Source organism: Paenarthrobacter sp. OM7 (genome assembly GCF_029873575.1).
GTDB lineage: Bacteria > Actinomycetota > Actinomycetes > Actinomycetales > Micrococcaceae > Arthrobacter.
Genome location: NZ_CP123579.1, coordinates 1,237,583 through 1,257,496, shown reverse-complemented (window position 1 = coordinate 1,257,496; position 19,914 = coordinate 1,237,583). Strand labels below are relative to the sequence as shown.

The 19,914-nt window shown below is 63.4% G+C and carries 17 protein-coding genes; 7 read left to right on the top strand and 10 right to left on the bottom strand.

All coding sequences use genetic code 11. From position 1 onward, the window contains the following. Nucleotides 1-12: 12 nt before the first annotated feature. Nucleotides 13-1,119: a Gfo/Idh/MocA family oxidoreductase gene (locus QEH68_RS05825; protein ID WP_280627235.1), complete on the bottom strand. Its 1,107-nt coding sequence runs from the start codon at nt 1,117-1,119 to the stop codon at nt 13-15. 200 nt (nt 1,120-1,319) lie between these two features. Between QEH68_RS05825 and QEH68_RS05820 the strand changes: the two genes are divergently transcribed. Both QEH68_RS05820 and QEH68_RS05815 read left to right on the top strand, forming a co-directional pair. After that, nucleotides 1,320-3,671, top strand: coding sequence for a glycoside hydrolase family 3 N-terminal domain-containing protein (locus QEH68_RS05820; RefSeq protein ID WP_280627234.1), 2,352 nt, complete (start codon nt 1,320-1,322; stop codon nt 3,669-3,671). 49 nt (nt 3,672-3,720) lie between these two features. Continuing rightward, nucleotides 3,721-4,221, top strand: coding sequence for a GNAT family N-acetyltransferase (locus QEH68_RS05815; RefSeq protein WP_280627232.1), 501 nt, complete (start codon nt 3,721-3,723; stop codon nt 4,219-4,221). Nucleotides 4,222-4,344: 123 nt separating this feature from the next. Here the strand turns inward: QEH68_RS05815 and QEH68_RS05810 are convergent, their stop codons facing one another. Next, the gene (locus QEH68_RS05810; RefSeq protein WP_280627230.1) at nt 4,345-5,034 is read right to left on the bottom strand and encodes an SDR family NAD(P)-dependent oxidoreductase; all 690 of its coding nucleotides are present in this window, start codon (nt 5,032-5,034) and stop codon (nt 4,345-4,347) included. Further along, nucleotides 5,031-5,720: a hypothetical protein gene (locus QEH68_RS05805; RefSeq protein ID WP_280627228.1), complete on the bottom strand. Its 690-nt coding sequence runs from the start codon at nt 5,718-5,720 to the stop codon at nt 5,031-5,033. Before QEH68_RS05805 ends, QEH68_RS05810 begins: the two co-directional genes overlap by 4 nt. Nucleotides 5,721-6,291: 571 nt before the next feature. Here QEH68_RS05805 and QEH68_RS05800 point away from each other — a divergent pair. From QEH68_RS05800 to QEH68_RS05790, 3 genes are read left to right on the top strand one after another with little or no spacing between them, the layout of a single operon-like run. Beyond that, nucleotides 6,292-6,723, top strand: coding sequence for a VOC family protein (locus QEH68_RS05800; protein ID WP_280627226.1), 432 nt, complete (start codon nt 6,292-6,294; stop codon nt 6,721-6,723). Next, complete coding sequence (locus QEH68_RS05795; RefSeq protein ID WP_280627224.1) at nt 6,720-7,214, top strand: DinB family protein; 495 nt, start codon at nt 6,720-6,722, stop codon at nt 7,212-7,214. Before QEH68_RS05800 ends, QEH68_RS05795 begins: the two co-directional genes overlap by 4 nt. 44 nt (nt 7,215-7,258) lie before the next feature. Further along, the gene (locus QEH68_RS05790) at nt 7,259-9,235 is read left to right on the top strand and encodes an HNH endonuclease signature motif containing protein (protein WP_280627222.1); all 1,977 of its coding nucleotides are present in this window, start codon (nt 7,259-7,261) and stop codon (nt 9,233-9,235) included. Nucleotides 9,236-9,518: 283 nt separating this feature from the next. Here QEH68_RS05790 and QEH68_RS05785 read toward each other — a convergent pair whose 3' ends face one another. Then, nucleotides 9,519-9,668 (bottom strand): hypothetical protein, encoded by a 150-nt coding sequence (locus QEH68_RS05785; protein WP_280627221.1) that lies wholly within the window; start codon nt 9,666-9,668, stop codon nt 9,519-9,521. A 177-nt stretch (nt 9,669-9,845) separates the two neighbouring features. On the opposite strand from QEH68_RS05785, the gene QEH68_RS05780 reads away from it, so the two are divergent. After that, complete coding sequence (locus QEH68_RS05780; protein WP_280627219.1) at nt 9,846-11,183, top strand: amidohydrolase family protein; 1,338 nt, start codon at nt 9,846-9,848, stop codon at nt 11,181-11,183. On the opposite strand, the gene QEH68_RS05775 is transcribed toward QEH68_RS05780, so the two are convergent. The 5 genes from QEH68_RS05775 to QEH68_RS05755 are packed head-to-tail and all read right to left on the bottom strand — an operon-like array spanning nt 11,180 to nt 17,574. Beyond that, complete coding sequence (locus QEH68_RS05775; RefSeq protein WP_280627218.1) at nt 11,180-11,902, bottom strand: YesL family protein; 723 nt, start codon at nt 11,900-11,902, stop codon at nt 11,180-11,182. The genes QEH68_RS05780 and QEH68_RS05775 overlap by 4 nt on opposite strands. A gap of 8 nt (nt 11,903-11,910) precedes the next feature. Further along, nucleotides 11,911-13,560, bottom strand: coding sequence for an extracellular solute-binding protein (locus tag QEH68_RS05770; protein ID WP_280627216.1), 1,650 nt, complete (start codon nt 13,558-13,560; stop codon nt 11,911-11,913). 20 nt (nt 13,561-13,580) lie between these two features. After that, entirely contained in the window at nt 13,581-14,450 is an 870-nt protein-coding gene (locus QEH68_RS05765) for a carbohydrate ABC transporter permease (protein ID WP_089597228.1), read from the bottom strand. A gap of 56 nt (nt 14,451-14,506) precedes the next feature. Beyond that, complete coding sequence (locus QEH68_RS05760) at nt 14,507-15,487, bottom strand: ABC transporter permease subunit (RefSeq protein WP_207596660.1); 981 nt, start codon at nt 15,485-15,487, stop codon at nt 14,507-14,509. After that, nucleotides 15,487-17,574, bottom strand: a complete 2,088-nt coding sequence (locus QEH68_RS05755) for a beta-galactosidase (RefSeq protein ID WP_280627214.1) — start codon at nt 17,572-17,574, stop codon at nt 15,487-15,489. The genes QEH68_RS05760 and QEH68_RS05755 overlap by 1 nt, the downstream gene beginning before the upstream one ends. A gap of 440 nt (nt 17,575-18,014) precedes the next feature. On the opposite strand from QEH68_RS05755, the gene QEH68_RS05750 reads away from it, so the two are divergent. Beyond that, the gene (locus QEH68_RS05750) at nt 18,015-18,767 is read left to right on the top strand and encodes a metalloregulator ArsR/SmtB family transcription factor (RefSeq protein WP_207597496.1); all 753 of its coding nucleotides are present in this window, start codon (nt 18,015-18,017) and stop codon (nt 18,765-18,767) included. 70 nt (nt 18,768-18,837) lie between these two features. Here QEH68_RS05750 and QEH68_RS05745 read toward each other — a convergent pair whose 3' ends face one another. Continuing rightward, the gene (locus QEH68_RS05745; protein ID WP_280627212.1) at nt 18,838-19,830 is read right to left on the bottom strand and encodes a nucleoside hydrolase; all 993 of its coding nucleotides are present in this window, start codon (nt 19,828-19,830) and stop codon (nt 18,838-18,840) included. Between the last annotated feature and the right edge of the window lie 84 nt (nt 19,831-19,914).

Sequence of the window (19,914 nt, the reverse complement as noted above, 5' to 3'; positions counted from 1 at the left end):
CGGGTGTTGGCTTCAGGCGCGGGCTGTGGAGGCCAGGACGCGGGTGCCGCGACCTTCACCGTCCATGCCCTCGTAGAAAGCGTGGCCGGGGACGATGTCCCCGCGCCGCACGGGGTGGCCGGTAAAGGCCGAGGCGTAAATCGCGGCAGCGAACTCCAGTGTTTGCCGGGCAGAGTCCGCGTCGGATGGTAGCGGCAGTCCGGCGTCGAGCGCGTCATACATCGCCAGGAACTGGGCGGAGTGTCCACTGCCCCGCTCCAACGGCTTTGCGCTCCAGGCGGCAGACACGGCGTCTTCGTGTCCGGGCGCGGCCGTGATGGTCCAGTCCTTGGTGCCGTAACCGTAGAGGTGGCTGAGTTCGATGGTGGCGAATTCGCAGTCGACGCGGATGTCCGAGGTTTCCCTCGGCGAGAGCAGCGAGTTGATGACCGTGGCGGCGGCGCCGTTCTCGAAGCGGACCAAAGCAGCGGAGAAGTCTTCGGTGGACGTGGCGCGGGCTTGCCGGGATGCGATGGCGGTGACCTCCTCCCACGGGCCGAGCAGGTGGAGGAGAAGATCGAACTGGTGGATGCCGTGGCCCATGGTGGGTCCGCCACCCTCGGCCTTCCAGGTGCCACGCCAAGGGAGGTCGAAGTACTCATCGGGCCGGTACCAGAGCGTGTCGCAACGGGCCACGAGCGGACGGCCAAAATCGCTGCCCCCGATCAGGGCCCTGGCGGCAGCCGAAGCGTCACCGAAACGGTGCTGGAAGACGCACGAAAACTGGGCCCCGCCCTGTGTTTGCGCGTCGTCGAGGCGATCGAAGTCGGCCAGGCTGAGCGCCGGCGGCTTCTCGGACAGGACATGGACGCCGGCTTCGAGGCACTCAATAGCTTGGTCGATGTGCATCATGGGCGGCGTGCAGAGGTGCACGATGTCCGGTTTCGACTCTGCCAGGAGCTCGGTGAGGCTCTGGTAGCGGCAGGCAATGCCATGGTCGTCAGCGAAGGCCTGCAGGCGGATTTCGTCAACATCGCACGCGGCCACCAACTCCGCCCTGTGATCGGTCCGGGCCAGGTTGGACGCGTGGACTGCCGCGATCCCGCCAGCGCCGACGATGGCCACTCTGTACGTGTGCATGGTTCTCCGATGGTGGTTTCATTTCCGAAAGTTTCTTATTTTCTCGCAAGGCTGGCCGCGCCGTTGGACGCACTGCTTCCGCCTCAGTCCTCAACGCTATGAAGATGCCGCTGATGAAGTCAAGGTTTTTCTACTATGGAAAGTAATTGGATGTTTCTGATAGTTTCTAAAAATCATCTTCAGAATCCAAGGAGAAGCCTGTGAGCACCGGCGCCGCCGATCAGCAATCACTTGCCCGCGTTCCGGCGTCGGACGTCGTAGAGCACCTCATCAGCGAAATGACACTGGAGGAGAAGCTCGCCCAGCTGGTGGGCGTGTGGGTCAATGCCTCCACCGACGGCGATTCCGTGGCTCCGCTGCAAAGCCAGATGGCGGGAGACGCCCGCTCCTGGGATGACATCATCGCCGACGGACTCGGGCAGATCACGCGTATGTACGGCACCGTTCCGGTTGACCCCGCTGAGGGCGCGCACCGGCTGGCGGCCGCGCAGGAGCAGATCATGGCCGCTTCCCGCTTCGGCATCCCCGCGCAGGTCCACGAGGAATGCTTGGCCGGGCTGGCCGCGTGGAAGGCAACGGCTTTCCCCGTTCCGCTCGCGTGGGGCGCCACATTCAACCCTGGCTTGGTACGGGAGATGGCAACCCGGATCGGTGCGGGTATGCGGTCTTTGGGCGTCCATCAGGGCCTGGCCCCCGTCCTGGACGTGGTGCGGGACCTCCGTTGGGGCCGCGTGGAAGAAACCATCGGCGAAGACCCGTATCTGGTAGGCACGGTGGCCACAGCGTACGTGCAGGGCCTGGAATCCACCGGCATCGTCGCCACCCTCAAACACTTCGTGGGCTACTCAGCCTCCCAAGCCGGCCGTAACCACGCGCCCGTCTCCATGGGCCCCCGCGAACTCGCCGACGTCATGCTGCCGCCGTTTGAAATGGCGATCCGCCACGGCGGTCCCCGCTCGGTGATGCACGCCTATACCGACGTCGACGGCGTACCGGCCGCCGCGAACCGCGCCCTGTTGACGGGGCTGCTTCGTGAGAAATGGGGCTTCACCGGGACCGTGGTGGCTGACTACTTCGGCGTCGCGTTCCTGGACGTCACGCACGGCGTGGCCGCAGACTCCGGTGACGCTGCAGTGCTGGCCCTGAGCGCGGGCGTCGACGTTGAACTTCCTACGGTGAACTGCTTCGGTGAGCCGCTGCTGCGTCGCATCCGCGAGGGTGCGTTGGACGAGTCCGTGGTGGATGACGCCCTGCGCCGCGTTCTGAGGCAGAAGGCGGAGATTGGGTTGTTGTCGCCGGACTTCTCCCCCGTCCCCGAAGCGCTGTCCGGTCCAATCGACCTTGATCCGGCGGAGAACCGGGCATTGGCGCGCGAACTGGCCTCCCAGTCCCTGGTGCTGTTGAGCAACCGCGAGTTCGATGGCGCTCCGGCGTTGCCACTGCCCGTCGCGTCGACCGGTTCGCTGGGTGTTGTCGGTCCGCTGGCTGACGATCCCTTCGCGATGCTTGGGTGCTATTCCTTTGACGCGCATGTTGGAGCTTCACATCCGGACGTGCCGATGGGAATCTCGGTTCCGTCCGTGGCCGGCGTTGCTTCCGGACGGTTCGGGTCAGTGGCTACCTCGGTCACCGGAAACTGCGAGGCCGCCACTGAGGAGCAGATCGCCGAAGCCTGCCAGGTGGCATCCTCCGTGGACACGTGCGTGGTGGTGGTTGGCGACAACGCTGGCCTGTTCGGCCGGGGTACGTCCGGCGAAGGTAACGATGCCGCCGACCTTCGCCTTCCCGGCGACCAACACCTCATGCTGGACCGCATTCTCGCTGATTGCGCAGATTCAGGAACGCGCACCGTGGTGGTGGTCCTCAGCGGGCGACCCTACGCGCTGGGCGACTTCGTGGAGCGTGCCGACGCGATCGTCCAAGGCTTTTTTCCAGGCGAAGAAGGAGCCGCGGCGCTCTGGGACGTGCTCACCGGCGTCGTCAATCCGTCCGGAAAACTGCCCGTCTCAGTGCCGCGCTCCCCCGGCGGCCAGCCCGGCACGTACCTGCATTCGAAGCTCGCTGGACCCTCAGGGGTAAGCGCCCTGGACCCCTCGCCGTTGTTCGGTTTTGGGCATGGCCTGTCCTACACAACGATGGAGTTGTCGGAGCACCAATGCAGCGCACCCACCATGTCGACGTCGGATTCGGTCACCCTCAGCTGCACGGTCACGAATACTGATTCCCGTAGTGGCGCAGAGGTCGTGCAACTGTACTTGGAGGATCCGGTGGGTGAAGTGGTCCGTCCCCTCCGCGAGCTGATCGGCTACGCGCGCGTCGAGCTTCCAGCAGGGGGTTCTGCCGAGGTGGAGTTCCTGGTTCACGCCGACCGGACCTCCTTTACCGGCCTGGACCTTCAGCGAGTGGTGACGCCCGGTTTGGTGAAGCTGCACGTTTCGACGTCCAGCACTGCTGACACCCACACGCATGAGGTGATCCTGCACGGACCAAGGCGCGTGGTGGGGTTCGAACGGGAGATGCTGACGCCGGTGGAAGTGCGGACTACGGCCTGAGCGGAGGCTCTATCCTTCTTGTCCGCTCTGCTGAAGGTAGGCTGCGGACATGCTCCCCCACCCGACAGCCCGGCTCCGTTTCCGCCAGATGACGATGGCTGATCTCGATGCGATGAGCTTGATGCTGGGTGATCCCGACGTGATGACCTACTACCCCTTCCCCAAAACCCGTGACGAAGCAACTGCCTGGATCGAATGGACCCAGGCGAACTACGTGCGCCACGGGTACGGGTTGTGGATCGTGGAGACACACGACGGCGATTTTGTTGGCGACTGCGGGGTGACGTGGCAACAGGTCAACGGACGGCCCGAACTCGAGGTCGGGTACCACGTCCGCCGAGAACTTCAGGGACGCGGGTATGCCTCGGAAGCGGCGCTGGCGTGCCTGGAATTCGCGCGCGACGTGGTGGGGGTTGGTCTGCTCGTGGCCATCGTCCACCCGGACAATGCGGCATCACGCCGAGTCGCTGAGCGGCTGGGGATGCGACACCTCGAGGACGATCTGGGCGGATCTGTGGTGCGAACAGTGATGGGCGTGGAGCTGGGCTAAATTCGCGTACCGTCCCCACCCACTTTGGCTGCAGGCAGGCCCAAAATCAGTCGATATGGGTTGCAAATCGGCCTAGCCGTGGTCAAAGAAGGTCATGAAGGCACAGCCTGATGTGGGGCGGCGCTACCAGGCGAGGTCGGCCGCCCCGAGTGAGACGAAGCGCGGTGATGTGCTGTCGCCGGAATAAACCAGTTCCCGCAGCTCTCGGGCCGCGACCCGCGGATCCTTGGAGGCGTCAGACTGCCCCATGTCAGTGGCCAGCTTGCCAGGGTGAACCGCCCAGCAGCGCACCCTGCCAGCGCGGTCGTGGGCGAGGGAAATGGTCAGCATGTTCTGCGCAGCCTTGGAGATTTTGTACGCGTAGCTCGTGGAAAGCTCCGCGTAGTCACCCCGTGCTTGGGCCGCCATCGAACCCAGGCGGGACGTGACGTTAATGATCACCGGACCCGGTGCGGCCAGCAGGTTCGGCAGGATGGCCTGCACCAGACGCAGGGGTCCAGCAACGTTGACGTCGACGGCGTTGAGAACGCCTTCCGTTGCTATGTCACCGAGTTCGGCGTACTGAGCCCCCTGGGCAGCATTGTTGATGAGTACGTCAACGGATCTGCCCCCGATGGTTGACAGCAGCTCGTCGGACGGCTGGTGCCGGACATCCTGTGTAACCGCGGTGACATGCTGTCGGCCGGCCCACGTGGTGGGGGTCCGCGTGACTGCGACAACCGCCCAACCGGCGTGGGAGAATTCCTCCACCAACGACTTTCCCAGACCGCGGCTGGCACCTGTAATGACGGCGAGCCTTCTGCGTGGCGTCAAGCGAACCGCACGTCCGTGTCCGGGTCCTTGCGGGAATCCAACATGCTGATGATCTTGCTCTCGAGCGCGGCAACGGTCGCCTCCGGCAGCACGATCAGGCCATCGAGTTCCTTGCGTGCCCGCTTGTAGGCGGTTTGCCGTTCAGCAGGGGTGGCGGCAGTGTCTTCGGCGATGCGCAGCAGCTTCCTTGCGGTCGCAAGTCGTTGCCGTTCGGGGCCACTGAAGTTGCCGTCCTTGATGCGCCGGGCCTCCCGCTCGGCGACATCGAAAGCGAGTTCGTAACTGTGGACAGCTGCGCGGTACTCAGCCAGCCGGGCCGGCGTCGAAATCTCTTCAGGAGTGGCGGGTCGCAAGCCGTCGGCCTCTTTCTTGGCGCGCAGGAACGCGACGGTGAGCGGCTCGCGCACGTCAGTCATGAGGGGGAAGTCAATAAGGTTGCCGACGTCGAGCTCGTAATCAAGCCATCTGTGGTTCACCGAATCATGCGCGTCAATCAGCGAGACTACCTCGGCCTGGTTGGCCTCCTCGTGCACCGCCAACTGGTTCTTCAACTTCAGCAATTCCACCTTGCGGCGGTGCCGTTCCTCGCTGGCTTTCGACCACGACCTCGCCCAGCCACCAGCCATCCCGCCGATAGGGAAAATGAGCCACCAGTAACTGCCAAGGAAGTCGAAGAGGGGTTCCACTGCTCCATCCTCCCACCGGCCCGGACCGGGGCTCAACAGGACTGGCCAAGTTGGCTACCTTGTGATGGTCAGTGGCTTCATCGGCTCCGCACAAGAGGCTCTCTCAAGCTCCGCCTCACCCTGGTTCGCCCGGTTGTTCGTGCCTGTGTCATCGCACCAGTCGACACCATAGGGCTCGGCCTTCACGGCCATGACACCCGGAGCTGCGCGTTGGGTCCATAACGGGGATTGCATTTCGCCTCCGGCGCCGAGACCGTCACCATGTCACCCGGCCTCGCCGACGAAGGGGACACTTGGTAATCGGGAGGCATGCACGGCAGCGAACTTAACGAAGGGCTACACCCGACAGCCCCCATCGTAAGGAAAAGCGCCGACGCCAGCATCCATGACTCTGTGCCGCGTGACTTGGACTGCGCTGGTTTGGCCATACCTTCATTGTTGGCGGTTCCGGCACCGCGCGGACACGGTCGGCATCGAATGGCACCCGAATCGTTGCATGGCTCCGCCAACGTTGTTGCACCAACCGCCCCAGGCGAGTGCCGCCGTCGTACCCTCCCGCTAGGCTTCCCCTATGGACCAGCGACTGCATTTCCTCACGTTCGCCACCAAGGATCTCGACGCCGCCCGCGCCTTCTATAAGGACGGGCTCGGCTGGGATCCGGCCATGGACGTTCTCGGCGAGATCCTCTTCTTCCAGATCGGGCCAGGGCTGATGCTCGGCCTGTTCGACGCCGATAAGTTCGACCAGGACCTCGGCGCCACTGCTCCGACGGCGGGAGTCAGCGGAGTAACGCTGTCCCACAACGTCCGCAGCCCCGAGGAAGTCGCCAGCACCATCGATTCCTTGGTGGCGGCCGGCGCGTCGGTTTTGAAGCCGGCGCAGGCAGGCGCGTTTGGCGGCATCTTCCACGGCCACGTCAAGGACCCCAACGGCATCGTCTGGGAGATCGCGCACAACCCCGGCTGGGGAATCAACGACGACGGCACGGTGGTTTTCGGATGAGCGCGCTCCCGCACACCTCCACTGAGGATGTCATCAACCAGGACGCCCGGACCCAGTTCGACACATTCCTGGATGAGCATCGCAGGGCCCTCACCGAGTGCCTCGATGGACTTACTGAGGAACAAGCACGACGCCGGCTCGTCGCCTCGCGCACCACGCTCCTGGGCCTGGTGAAGCACGCCACCTTCGTCGAGAAAGTGTGGTTCGACGAAGCCATCACGTGCAGGACCCGGGCCGAGATCGGCATCCCAGCGACGCCGGACGATTCGTTCATCCTGGACGACAACGACACCATTGCCAGCATCCGAAGCGCCTATGCCTCGGCTTGCTCGGCATCCAGGCAGGCGGCGGCCCAATTGGGCCTCGACGACCTTGTGCTAGGGAACCGCCGCGGCCCGCTCCCCCTCCGCTGGGTGTACCTGCACATGCTCCGCGAACTCGCCCAGCACTGCGGGCACGCGGATATCTTGCGGGAGCAGATCACCCGGTAGCCGGGCGCCCTAATAATGTCGGACCCCCCTGACATGCTTGATTCATGGGAGCAATCGGGCAGGTATTGGCAAGGCGGGCAGGCTCGCCCCGCGGCCATGCGCTGCTTCGTCAAAGAGCCCTCACATCTCTTAACGGGCCTGCCCGGGTCCCGGCATTCAAGCTCACGACGGCGGTAGGCCAGGATGCGGATACGTCCAGCGGCACTGGGCTGCTTCTCGGTCTGAGTCCGATGGCGCGGTCCTCGGAATCGGGCTACGCTGGCGGCCTGAGCTCCGCAGACGTTGCTCCGGGCTTGCGTGTAGTTCCGGTTGCGGACATTAAGCGCGCGGCTGGCTTTGTCGATGCGGGCCAACCCTCTCCCGACGTCGTAGACGTACCACTTGCGCAGGCCGGTGCAATCCTGACATCCCTTCGCCAATCCGTCATTCCTAAAACCCGGTTGTTTGGGTTCGAGGAGGCAGCGGATTTTGCCGGCAAGGTCGAGGAGATCGCCCGGTCGGTGGAGTACTTGCAGGTGGTCGCGGCGCAGGCTGTGGAACGGACCCGGACCGAAGCCCAGCAAACCAAGCCCGGACCCTCGGCGGCAGCACCGCAATGGCGGACCGGCTGGACGGAACCAGCCACGGGCGAAACGGCTCCGGGCGTAACGGTTCCGGGAGCGGCCAGTGTTCTGGATGACGGGTACCGGAACGCGGCCCAGTTCCTGCGCGCACGGTTGCGGATCGGCATCGGAGAAGCCAAGCGCCGGCTCGCCCTCGCACCCGACGTCCTCCCCCAGACCGGGATGACCGGGCAGAACATCCCGGCCCGCCACGAAATCCTCTCCCAAGCGGTTGGTTCCGCACTGGTGCCTTCCCGTTCGGCCTCGATCATCAGCACCGCCCTGGACAAAGTCCGGAACCTCACCGACGAGGACACCCTCACCCGGATGGAACACGCCCTCACCACCACCGCGGTCGAGACCGACCCGGACTTCGTCACCACAATGGCCAAACGCTGGATCGACGCCATCGACCACGACGGCCCCGAACCCACCGAAGAAATCCTCCGTCAACTCCAAGGCGTGTTCCTCCGCCGCCGACGCCGCCACGGACTCCACCACCTCGAAATCTTCGCCACCGACGAACAATACGAAATCCTCACCACCGCCATGAACGTCGCCACCAACCCCCGCCTCACCACCCCCGGCACAGGCACCACGGAGAACACCGAAACCGGGGACACCCCACACAACAACCCACACAACGGCCCAGGCACAGGCACAGGTACCGGCCCGGACCTGGACCGGCGCAGCCGCCCACAGAAACTCCTCAACGGCCTCACCAGCGCCTGCAGCCTCGCCATGCGCACCGAAAAACTACCCGCCAACGGCGGCCTCCCGCCCCAACTCACCGTCACCATCGGATACCAAGAACTCCTCGAACAAGTCCACAACCACCACAACCCCGGCACCGGCACCGGCACAGCGGCTGGGATAGGGACAGGCACCGGGAGAGGGACAGGGGCTGGGGCAGCACCAGTGGCTGGGATAGGGAGAGGGACATGGGCTGGGGCAGCACCAGTGGCTGGGATAGGGACCGGGGCCGGGGTAGGGACTGGCACCGCGACCTTCACCGGCCCGATGCACCCGAACACCATCCGCAAAATCGCCTGCGACGCCGACATCCTCCCCGTCCTGCTCGGCAGCGACTCCCGCATCCTGGACATCGGCCGCACCACCCGGATCTTCCCACCCCACATCCGCAAAGCCATCACCGCCCGCGACCAAGGATGCGCCTTCCCCGACTGCACCATGCCCGCACCCTGGTGCGAAGCCCACCACACCACCTACTGGTCCAACGGCGGCACCACCTCAACAGACAACGGCACCCTGCTCTGCAGCCACCACCACCACCTCATCCACAAAGAACAATGGCGCATCGACATCAAAACCGGCATCCCCTGGTTCATCCCCCCACCCCACATCGACCCACACCAAACACCCCGACGCAACCACCACCACACACCCCACAGAACATAGGAAAGCGTCCGCAGAACAACAACACGCCCAACCGGTGAAGCCGGGTCACGCCCAGCACCGTCCCAATAACAGGGCGACCCGTCCAGTAAAACGGTGCGCGGGATGCGCCGCGGGCTCGGGTGACGAGCGAACTTTGGTGTCGGAATATCGTGAGGGCCAGGGCGACACTTTGTTCGCTCCCGGGCCCTCCCGTGCCGGCGCGTGCCCAACCCCCCGCGGGCCTGCAACTGCAAACACCGGCGCGTACACAGTGCCGACTCCCCGGGAGTGAATCGCCAGCCGTCTATTCGGCCACGGTGAGCCTTACCTCTACCGACACCAGCAGCGGCCTGGCGTTCAGGCACAGCAGGGAGACCGGCAGGCCGCCGACGAACACCATCGGCCGCACGCTGAGGAGATCAGCACGAGCCGGCCATGCAGAGGATCCCCGCATCCCCGACAACCAAGTCCATCCATTACCTGCACAGCCTTGGCATACCAAGCATTCAAGCTATCTCAACAATTTCAGCAGTTGCTTGCATCACACCACAAGCCTGAGGCATTCTGGAATACCAAATGCTCAACCGCAGCCAAGTAGCGGCCCAGCAGCTCGTTCCCCAGGAGTCCAACAATGTGCCTTCACGATCACACCTCAGCACCCAAGCCCCAGGGTGAGTTGCCCCGCCGAGGCATCCTCGCCGGAGCTGCAGCACTGGCCGGGATCTCCGTTGCCGGCATCGCCGCGCAACTGGCATCAGCACCAGCTGCCCTTGCGGACAACACGCAGTCGGGCCCAAACTACCCCGGTCGTCCGTTGACCACCCAAGCGCTCATTGTCGAGGGCGGCACCGTGGTGGACCCAAAGACCGGCGATGCTGTGGCAGATGGCGTGGTGGTGCTCGACGGCGGCAAGGTCACCGCCGTCGGCACCCGGGACGAAACACGAAAGGCTGTTGCCGCCGTCGCGAACCGTGCCCGTAGGCTCAACACCTCGGGCAAATGGGTCCTTCCGGGACTCGTCGATGCCCACGTCCACGCGAACGCACTGGCAGACGCCCGGGCTCTCCTGCAAGGCGGAGCCACCAGCGTACGGAGCGGATCGAGCACTTTCTACCAGGACATTGCTCTCGCCGCGCTGCCGTCGTGGGCTCCTGGCCTCTCGCCGAGGATGACTCCGGCGGGGCTGTTTATCTCACCGGATCAGGGAGATTCCCTCCTGGCTGATCCGGACTTGGCGCCTCTGGCGACGCTCAGCGGTGGCGTGACGGAGCCGCAGGACCTCGCGTACCTGACCCGCGTCAACCTCAAGCGCGGCGCCGAGGTCATCAAAACCCGGGCCAACCCGCGGGCTGGCCTTCCCGAACAGGATCCCCGCGAGTTGGTCTACAACGTGGACCAGATCGGTGCGATCGTCAAGGCAGCCAAGGGAGCCGGAGTCCTCTGCCACGCCTACAGCGCCGAAGGAATCGATGGCGCTGTCCGAGCAGGCGTGCGCAGCATCGAGCACGGCGTCTTCATGACGGAAAAGACCATCCAGGAGATGGCCCGGCGCGGCACGTTCTTCACACCCACCATGGATGCCATCACGAGTATGGCCCGCTCCGCCAACCCGATCCTGGCCGCACGCGGAACGGAATACACACCCATCCTTCAAGCTGCCGTGCGCGCAGCCAAGGACGCCGGAGTCACGATCGTGGCCGGCACCGATTCCTTCGGAACGGACGTGACGCCGATTGGCACGGAGGCCCGCTTGCTCGCGGAAGCCGGACTGACCCCCTTGGAAGCATTACAGGCAGCCACCACCAATGCGGCGCGTTTGCTGGGACGCGGCGAAAACGTTGGCCGTTTGGTTCGCGGTTCAGCGGCGGATGTCGTGGTGGTGGATTCGGATCCACTGACCGATGGCTCTGCCTTGGAAAAGGTCAGCACGGTGATCGCGCAAGGTGCCGTGGTCCGGACAAACCTCTAGTCCACCGGGGCGGATCCCGCCAGGGAACCTGCCGCGCTGGCAGCCACCGAAACGGTGAACTTCTCTTCCACCAACGCCAGCAGCGGTCGGGAGTTCATGCACAGCAGGTAGACCAGCAGCCCGGCGGCAAACAGCATCAGCCACACGCTGGAGGAGATCAGCACGAAACCCGTAATGAAGAGGATCCCCACGTTCCCGAGCGCTACCCGTTTCCGGACACCAATGCTGTAGATGGATAGCCGGTAGATGTCCACGGTGCGGAAATCGAAGCGGGCAAGCAACAACATCGCGTGCAGGGCAGCCGTGCTCACCAGAAGGCCAAGCCCCACCAGCCCGATCCGGGCAGCAACCGCTTCAAGGTTGCTGCCCGGCAGGCTGGCGAGGTTCGCGGCGATGACTGCCAGGAGGGCGGCGTAGGGCAGCCAGACCGCCAATGCCTGTCCAAAATTGCCCCGATAGGCCTTTACGAAGTCGTGGAACACCCCCGTGTCCTCACCAGCGAGAAGCCGGTTGAAGGCATAGCAGGAAGCCACCACGGAGGGGCCCACGAGCACGAACCCCACCAACGCCCCAGGACCCACCAGTCCAGCCAGCAACGGCATGAGCACTACCAGCGCGTTGGCCAGCACCAGCAAAGCTCCACCCACCATGACGCCGTACACCACGCCCGCCGCCCTGAACAGAGGGCCGGACCCGTACTGTTCCTCCTTCGCAGCCATCAGAAGAGCTACTTCTTATCCGCGTATGCTTTGTACGCCTTGTTCGCCAACTCCACGTATTTCGTCTGGCCCTTGCTGTCGAGTTCCTTCACGTAGGCGTCGAACTCGGCCAGAGCACGCTGACCGGTGATGAACTTGAGGGTGTTCTGCTTGACGTGGTCCTTGAGCGGGGTGAGTGCAAGGGTCGCCTGCTCCCGGTCCACGTCGTTGAACGGTACAGGAGGGGGCACGGGGCGCGGCTTCTTGGACTTCATGGCTTTCTGGAACGCCAGCTCCTCGTCGTTGAAGGTGGACTGCAGCAGTTCCGTGGCCCCACCGTAGGCGAAGTTGCCGCCGGAGAATCCGTACTCCACCCGGAGGTCCTTGGTGCCGGCGGGATTGAGGCCTTGGAAGTTAATGTCGGATGCGAGTTGGCGCTTACCGCCGGACTTGGTGAAGGTGGTTCCTTCCACGCCCCATTTGCTGAACTCCTGCCCGGCGTCGCTGTAAAACAACCAGTCGATGTACTGGATGAGCGCCACGAAGCTGTCTTTGTCCTTCACGGACGAGTTCAGCATGATGCCGTTCTCCAACCGGGTTCCGCCGATGACGTCTCCGGCCGGGCCACCCGGAACCGTGATCTTGCCGATCTCGAAGTTGCCCTTGCCCAAGGACTGCTCCATTGAGGTGCGGTAGGTGATGACGTTCTGCGAGTTGGTACTGATGACGAACGACTTGCCGGAGACGAACTTCTGGATGGCGGAGTCGTCGGTCTGGGTGAAGCTTTCAGGGTCCATCAGGCCTTCGGACACCAGGGAGTTGAAGTACGTCACCAGGTCTTTGAACTTATCCGAACCAGCGGCGAAGCCGAACTCCTTTTTGTCTTCGTCGAACTGCAGGCCGTCCACCAGTCCCCAGCCGGCCACGGTCCCGAAGGCTGCACTTGCGATGTTCAGGACACTGTCACCCTTGAACCGGTCGGAGTAGGGCACCACGTCCGGGTAGGCCTTCTTCAGCGAACGCAGCACGTCACGGAATTCGTCCCAGGTAGTGGGCTCGGCGAGGCCTTCCTTCTTCAGTACATCCTTGCGGAAGCACAGGGAGTAGTCGGGCCAGAGTTCCTCATGCAAACCGGGCAGGACGTAGTACTTGCCGTCTTCCTGGGTCAGTCCTTCAATCTCGGGCTCGAGCTTCCACTTCTTCACCTTCTCCTGGAAATGCGGCATCAGGTCCACGTAGTCGCTGACGGGCAGGACGGCACCGGCGGAAACGAACGCTGCTTCCTGTCCTGGATAGGTCTTGGCGATGATCTCCGGCGCGCTGCCAGAGCTGATGAGGAGGCTGCGTTTCTGTTCATAATCGCTGTTGGGCACGATGGTCGGTTCCAAGGTGACATTGTTGTCGCTGGCCATTTTGGTAAACAGCAGCCAGTCCTTCTTGTACGGGTAGGTGGGCTGATCGGAGAACAGGAAGGTGAACGTCAACGGCACCGTCGCCTTGAAGGTATCACCGACATTGAAGCTGTCCATCGCACCGTTGCGGGACTTGGACGTATCCACCTTTTCGGTGGTTTCGGCGTCGCAACTGGTCAGCATGAGTCCGATGGTGGCAACAGAAGCGAGTCCAAGAAAATCGCGCCTGCGGAATTCTGGTCGGCGGAGCTCAGGTTTGTGGATCATTGGATGTCCTTTCATAAGGGTTATTCCTTGACGGAACCGAGCATGACGCCCGAGAAGAAGTACTTCTGCACGAAGGGGTAGACGCAAAGGATCGGGATGACGGTCAGGACGATGGTGACCGATTGGATGTTGGCGGCGATCTGGCCGACGTTCTCCGCTGTTCCGCCGGCTGAGCCCGCTGTGGTGACTCCGGCGATCATGTTGCGCAGGTAGATGGTGACCGGGAAGAGGTCCGGGTTGTCGAGGTAGAGGAAGGCCTGGAACCAGGAGTTCCAGTTGGCTACGGCGTAGAACAGGATCATGGTGGCCACGATTGCCTTGCTGAGCGGCAGGACCACCCGGAACAGCACCCCGTACTGGGTGAGCCCGTCAATCGATGCCGCTTCCTCCAGTTCGCGGGGCATGTTCTCGAAGAAGGACTTCATGATGAGCAGGTTGAACACGCTGATGGCGTTGGGCAGCACCACGGCCCAGATGGAGTCCCGCATGCCCAGGGAACTGATGAGCACGTAGTTGGGAATCAGACCGCCGTTGAAGAACATGGTGAACACGGCAAGGCCTATGAAGACGCTGCGTCCTTTAAGGTCCTTCTTGGCGATGGCGTAGGCGAACGACGTGGTGAGCACCATGGAGATTGCCGTTGCCACCACCGTGTACAGCACGGTGTTGCCGTAGTTGTTCCAGAAGGTGGAATCGGCCAGTATCAGCTTGTACGTCTCGGTGTTGAAGCCCATCGGGAACAGGTTGACCTGTCCGGCGTTGATGAACCCTTCGCTGGAGAACGACTGGGCAATGATGTTCAGGAACGGGTACACCGTCAGGAACACCACCAGCAGCAGGAACACCAGGTTGAACGCCCGGAAGATCCGCATGGCGCGTGAGACTTTCATGTCCTTCACCAGGACGCCTTGGGCGGCGCCGCCCTTGATGGCAGTAGCTGTCTTGTTCACCACAGGCTCGTTCCTGCGAGGCGCTTTGAGATCGCGTTCGCTGAGAGGATCAGCGTGAGGCCGATGACGGATTCGAACATTCCGATAGCGGCCGCGTAGCTGAAGTTGCTGGATTCCAGGCCCACCCGGTACAGGTAGGTGGAGATGACGTCTGAGGTTGCGTAGTTGAGCGGGTTGTAGATGAGCAGGATCTTCTCGAAACCCACCGCCATGAAGGTGCCGATGTTCAGGATCAACAGGGTGATGATGGTTGGCCTGATGGCTGGGAGAGTCACGTGCCAGGTCTGCTGCCAACGGTTGGCGCCGTCGATCCGGGCCGCCTCATAGAGCGATTCGTCGACGCGCGTCAGCGCGGCAAGATAGAGGATGGCGCCCCAGCCCATGGTCTGCCAGACCTCGGAGCTGATGTACATGGGCCTGAACCAGCCCGGGTCCTGCGTGAAATTCACGGTGGTTCCGAACAACGACTCCGCTATTTGGTTCACGGTGCCGGTCATGGAGAAGTTCTGCAGGATCATGCCGGCGATGATCACCACGGACATGAAGTGCGGCAGGTAGGCCACGGTTTGGACGAACTTCTTGAACTTCTGCGACCTCAACTCGTTGAGCATGAGCGCGAAGATGATGGGCATCGGGAAGCAAAACACCAGGGTCAGGACGCCAAGGATGATGGTGTTCTGGAAGGCCTGCCAGAAGCTGGGATCGTTGATGAACAGGGTGATGTATTTGAACCCCACCCACTTCTCGCCGAAGATGCTGCCTCCGGGCTGGAACTGACGGAAAGCGATCACATTGCCGGCCATGGGCAGGTATCTGAATATCAGGAGATACAGCAGGGGCAGCGCCAGCAGTGTGTACAAACGCCAGTCGCGTTTGAGCGCCAGCTTCCAGCTTCCGGGCTTGTTGCGCCGCTTCTTCGCTGAGCCGGGTTCGGGGCCCGCGACGGCCTTGGGTGGAACATCCAGTCGCAAAGCCATCAGTCCGCCTCCCGTCCGGCAGCTTCGTCCGGAATTTCGTCCAGAATGAGGACTCCGTTGGCAGGGAGCTCAACCAGCCCGCTCACCGCGCGTCCGCTGAGGCGGTCCGTGCCGCCGTCGAGCACGTCCACGCTGGACGGCGCATCGTTGTGGTTGAGCACCATGAGGAAGCTTTTGTTGGTGCCGTCCGCGGCAGTGGAAGCACGACGCCGGACCTGGACTCCTGCAGGCGCCTTCAGTTCCGGCTCCACACCGGCCGCGCGAAGTTGGTCCCCCAGGAGCTGGTTCAGTAAGTCCTCGTCAACGCGTGCCGACACGTACAGTGCAGTGCCAAGGCCGAACGAGTTGCTGGTGACGGCCGGAGCACCGGCAAGGCGGCCCGAGGAGTAGCTGGCGAGGACCTCCGCAGATTCGGCGTGCAGATGCTCAGTCCAGTAGGTCGCGGAGGAGGTGCCGCCGTCGGGCGTTGAGAGCTTTACGTGCTCGTCCGCGCCGGCGAGCGGGTGCATTTCCTCGCTCCATGCCCCCAGGACCTTCCTCAACGCGCCCGGGTAGCCGCCCAGCCGTATGGTGTTGTCCTGGTCCACGATGCCCGAAAGGTAGGAGACCACCAGCCTTCCACCGTCGGCCACGTAGTTTTCGAAGCGGGCTGCCGCGTCGTCCGTCAGAAGGTACGACGCCGGCATGATCACCAGGCTGTACCCGGAAAAGTCGCTGTTGGCGTTGACGAAATCCACGGTGATGTTGGCCTCGAACAGGGGGCGGTAGAACCGTTGGACCTCCTGCGCGTAGTTCAGGTCCGACCTCGGAGAATTGCCGAGTTCCAGTGCCCACCAGCAGTCCCAATCGAAAACGATGGCCACTTTGGCTGTGGATCGCGTTCCCGTCAGGTCGCCCAACGCCTTGAGCTCCTGGCCGAGCTCGCACACTTCCCGGAAGATCCGGGTGTTTGGGCCGGCATGGTTCACCATGGCCGAGTGATAGCGCTCGGTTCCGCCCTTGGCCTGCCGCCACTGGAAGAACAGGATGGAATCGGCGCCCTGCGCTATGGCCTGGTAAGAGCCGAGGCGCATCTTGCCCGGAAGCTTGGAGACGTTGACGGACCACTGGCTGACCGCGCCGGTGGCTTGCTCCATCACCATCCACGGCTGGCCGTGACGGAGTGAGCGCATGAGGTCGAAGTTCAGCGCTGCGGCAATGTGGGCGTCGTCTTCGCGAGGATCCGGGTAGATGTCCAGCGCCGCAGCGTCTTCCTCAGCGGCCCAGGCCCAGTAGTCGTTGGTCTTGTAGAAGCGCATGAAGTTGGTGAGGATCGGCAGGTCCGGGCTGTGACGGCGAAGGACATCACGCTCGGCCTTGAAATGTTCCAGCATGCTGTCCGAGGTGAAGCGATGGAAGTCCAAGCGGCGTGACGGGTTGGACCAGGTGCGGGGTTGGGCAGGGACGCCGACCTGGTTCCAGTCAGAGTAGAGCTGGCCCCACACCGTGGTGCTCCAGGCCTGGTTGAGCTCATCCAGGGACGAGTACTTTCGCTGCAGCCATTCCCGAAACGCCTTCTCAGCCCACGGACCATAGGACACAGGTCCGTATTCATTGCCGACGTGCCACATCCGCAGCGCAGGATGGCCGGCGTAGCGCTCCCCCATCTTTTCTGCGAGGGCCAGTGACTTGGCGCGGTACACGGGGTGGGAAACATCGAAGTGCTGCCTGGAACCGAAGCCAAAAATGCTGCCGTCGGGGCGCTCCGGCATGATGTCCGGGTGCTGCTCCACCAGCCAGGCCGGCGGCACAGCGTCCGGGGTTGCCAGGTCCACGCCGATGCCGTGCGAGTGCATCAGGTCCATGACGTCGTCCAGCCAGCCGAAGTCGAAGACGTTGTCACTGGTTTCCAGCCGGCTCCAGGAGAAGACCGCCAAAGTCACCAGGTTTACCCCGGCCTGCTGCATGAGTTTGGCGTCCTCGAACCACACTTCCTGTGGCCATTGCTCGGGGTTGTAATCCCCGCCGTAGGCTATGCCGCCTATTCGTTGGTGCAGTTGCTGGAGCCGCGCCTCGGCAGTCCGCAATTCCTCAGGGTGGATGGTCATCGTTGTCCTTCACTCGGCTTCGTCGCCCCACATCACTGTGCGACGCACATCACAGAGAGAAACTATCGTAAAGTTTACGCAATAACAACAGGTCAGTATCGGAAACTCGCGAGTAACAACGCCCTCTGAAAATAGCCCAACGACGCCTGATTTCCAGAGTTTCGGAACAGCTGTTGCCAGGCGCAGCGGGCGAAATCGAGTAATGAAGCGAGCAAGTTTCCGAGGTTGAATGGAAACTATCGGACCATCTTTGCGGAGACCTGTGCCGTGGCCTGATCTCAACGGGAGCGCGGGAAAGCTGCGGGATCGCCGGAAAGGAACGGCGGTCTCGCAGCGCACCCACGATCTGGGCGCCCCGCCCCGGTCCACGCGCGGCGCCCCGCCCCCAGCGGCCCTGAAAACCGTTGACATGTGACCATATGGTCACCTATTCTGACGCCATGGACATCGTGTTCAAGGCCTTGGCAGACCCCACCCGCAGGGAATTGCTGGACGAACTCTTCCGCGAGGATGGCCAGTCCGCCTCCGCCTTGGGAGCCCGGTTCGAGATGACCCGCTTCGGCATCGCAAAGCACCTCAAGCTGCTGGAAGATGCGGGATTGGTGGTCACCCGCCGTCGGGGACGCGAAAAGCTGCACTTCCTGAACCCGGTACCCATCCGCCTCATCCACGATCGTTGGGTGAGTAAATACGCAGAACCATGGGCCGCTGCCCTCAGCGACCTCAAATCCAGATTGGAAAGTCCCATGGAAAAGATCTTCGAGATATACATCAAGACCACTCCCGAACGGCTCTGGGAAGCCATCACCGACAGCGACATCCGCAGCAAGTACCAGTTCGGAAACACCTTCACATCGGACTGGACGCCCGGAAGCCGCTTCGAGATGCACAACGTCAACGCTGACGCACCACTCGGCGAGGGCGAGAACATCGAAGTCGATCCTCCGCGCCGGCTCGTCCAAACCATGCGTGCACTCTGGGGCGAGGACGTGAAGGCCGAGGGAACCTCGCGGATCACCTGGGAAATTGAACCCGTCGGCGACTCCTGCCACCTGACCGTCACGCACGATCAACTCCGCGAAGGCGCCAACGACCAACTTTACGGAGGCTGGCCCATGATCCTCTCCGGCCTCAAGACGTGGTTGGAAACCGGCGAAAAGCTCACCACACCCGGCTCGCTCATGTACACGTAGGCGGCTTAAACGCGGACGACGACGGCGGGCCGCTGCCGCCGTCGTCGTCGATACCCCAGCCTCCCGACCTTCAGGCGACGGGCACAATCTCCTGCTCTTCAGGGAGCCAGGCCCCCTGCAGGGTTCCAAGCAGGTGCGGTGCGAAGTCCTCGCCAATTTCCATCACTACCCGGCAGCGTGCCCCGCGCTGCTCCGGGAAGCCCGCGTACTGTCCCCGGAGATCGCACACCGTCTGGCCGCGACCGGGTCCGTCAGTGGTGTCCACCTGGACACGAACGGTGGGAGCCAGCGTCAGCTCCACTCCCCTGACGGCGATGGCCGCGGCAAGGGGATCGTGCATCGCCGAGCATGCCCGGCCGAAGATGTCGACGTAGAAGCCAAAGTAGTAGCCCAGCATTTCTCCCAGCGCCTGCGAGACCGGGTGCTCGGTGGCCAGCAACTCCTGGCGGTGTTTTTCCTCCAGGACGTTGGTCATGGTGACATCCAGGGGTACCAGGGTGACGTTCCAGTCGGCGGCCAGCACCTCGGCAGCGGCTTCGGGGTCGTTGGCGATGTTGGCCTCGGCCACCGGCGTAATATTCCCGGGGGCCAGTGCTGCGCCGCCCATGATGGTGACCTCAGCAATGAGCTCCGGAAGCTTGGGTTCCAGGCGCAGCGCCTCGGCAATGTTGGTCAGCGGGCCGATGGCCACCAAGCGCAGTTCCCCGGCGTACTGGTGTGCCAGCTGGACCAACAGTTCGGCGGCCGTTGCGTCCACCGGTTCGCGGTCAGACTGGACCAGGTCCACTCCGCCGATGCCGTTGTCGCCGTGGACATGTGGGGCACCGCCGTGGAACGTACCCACCTGTGGATCGTGCGCACCGACAGCCACCGGGATGTCCGGGTGGCCGGCCAGGTTCAGCAGGTCCAGGGTGTTCCGGGCGCCGCCTGCTGCACTGACGTTGCCACTGACCGTGCCGATTCCTACCAGTTCCGCCCGCGGGGCGGCCAGGAGGTAGGCGAGGGCGAGGGCGTCGTCGATGCCGGTATCGCAGTCAAGGAAGAAGGGTGCGGACTGGGTCATGATGGTCTCTCGTTTCAGGATGGAGCGGGTCGTGGGGCGGGCGGGGTGAAGTTCTGGTGTGTGGCACGCCCAGCCGGGTTCCGG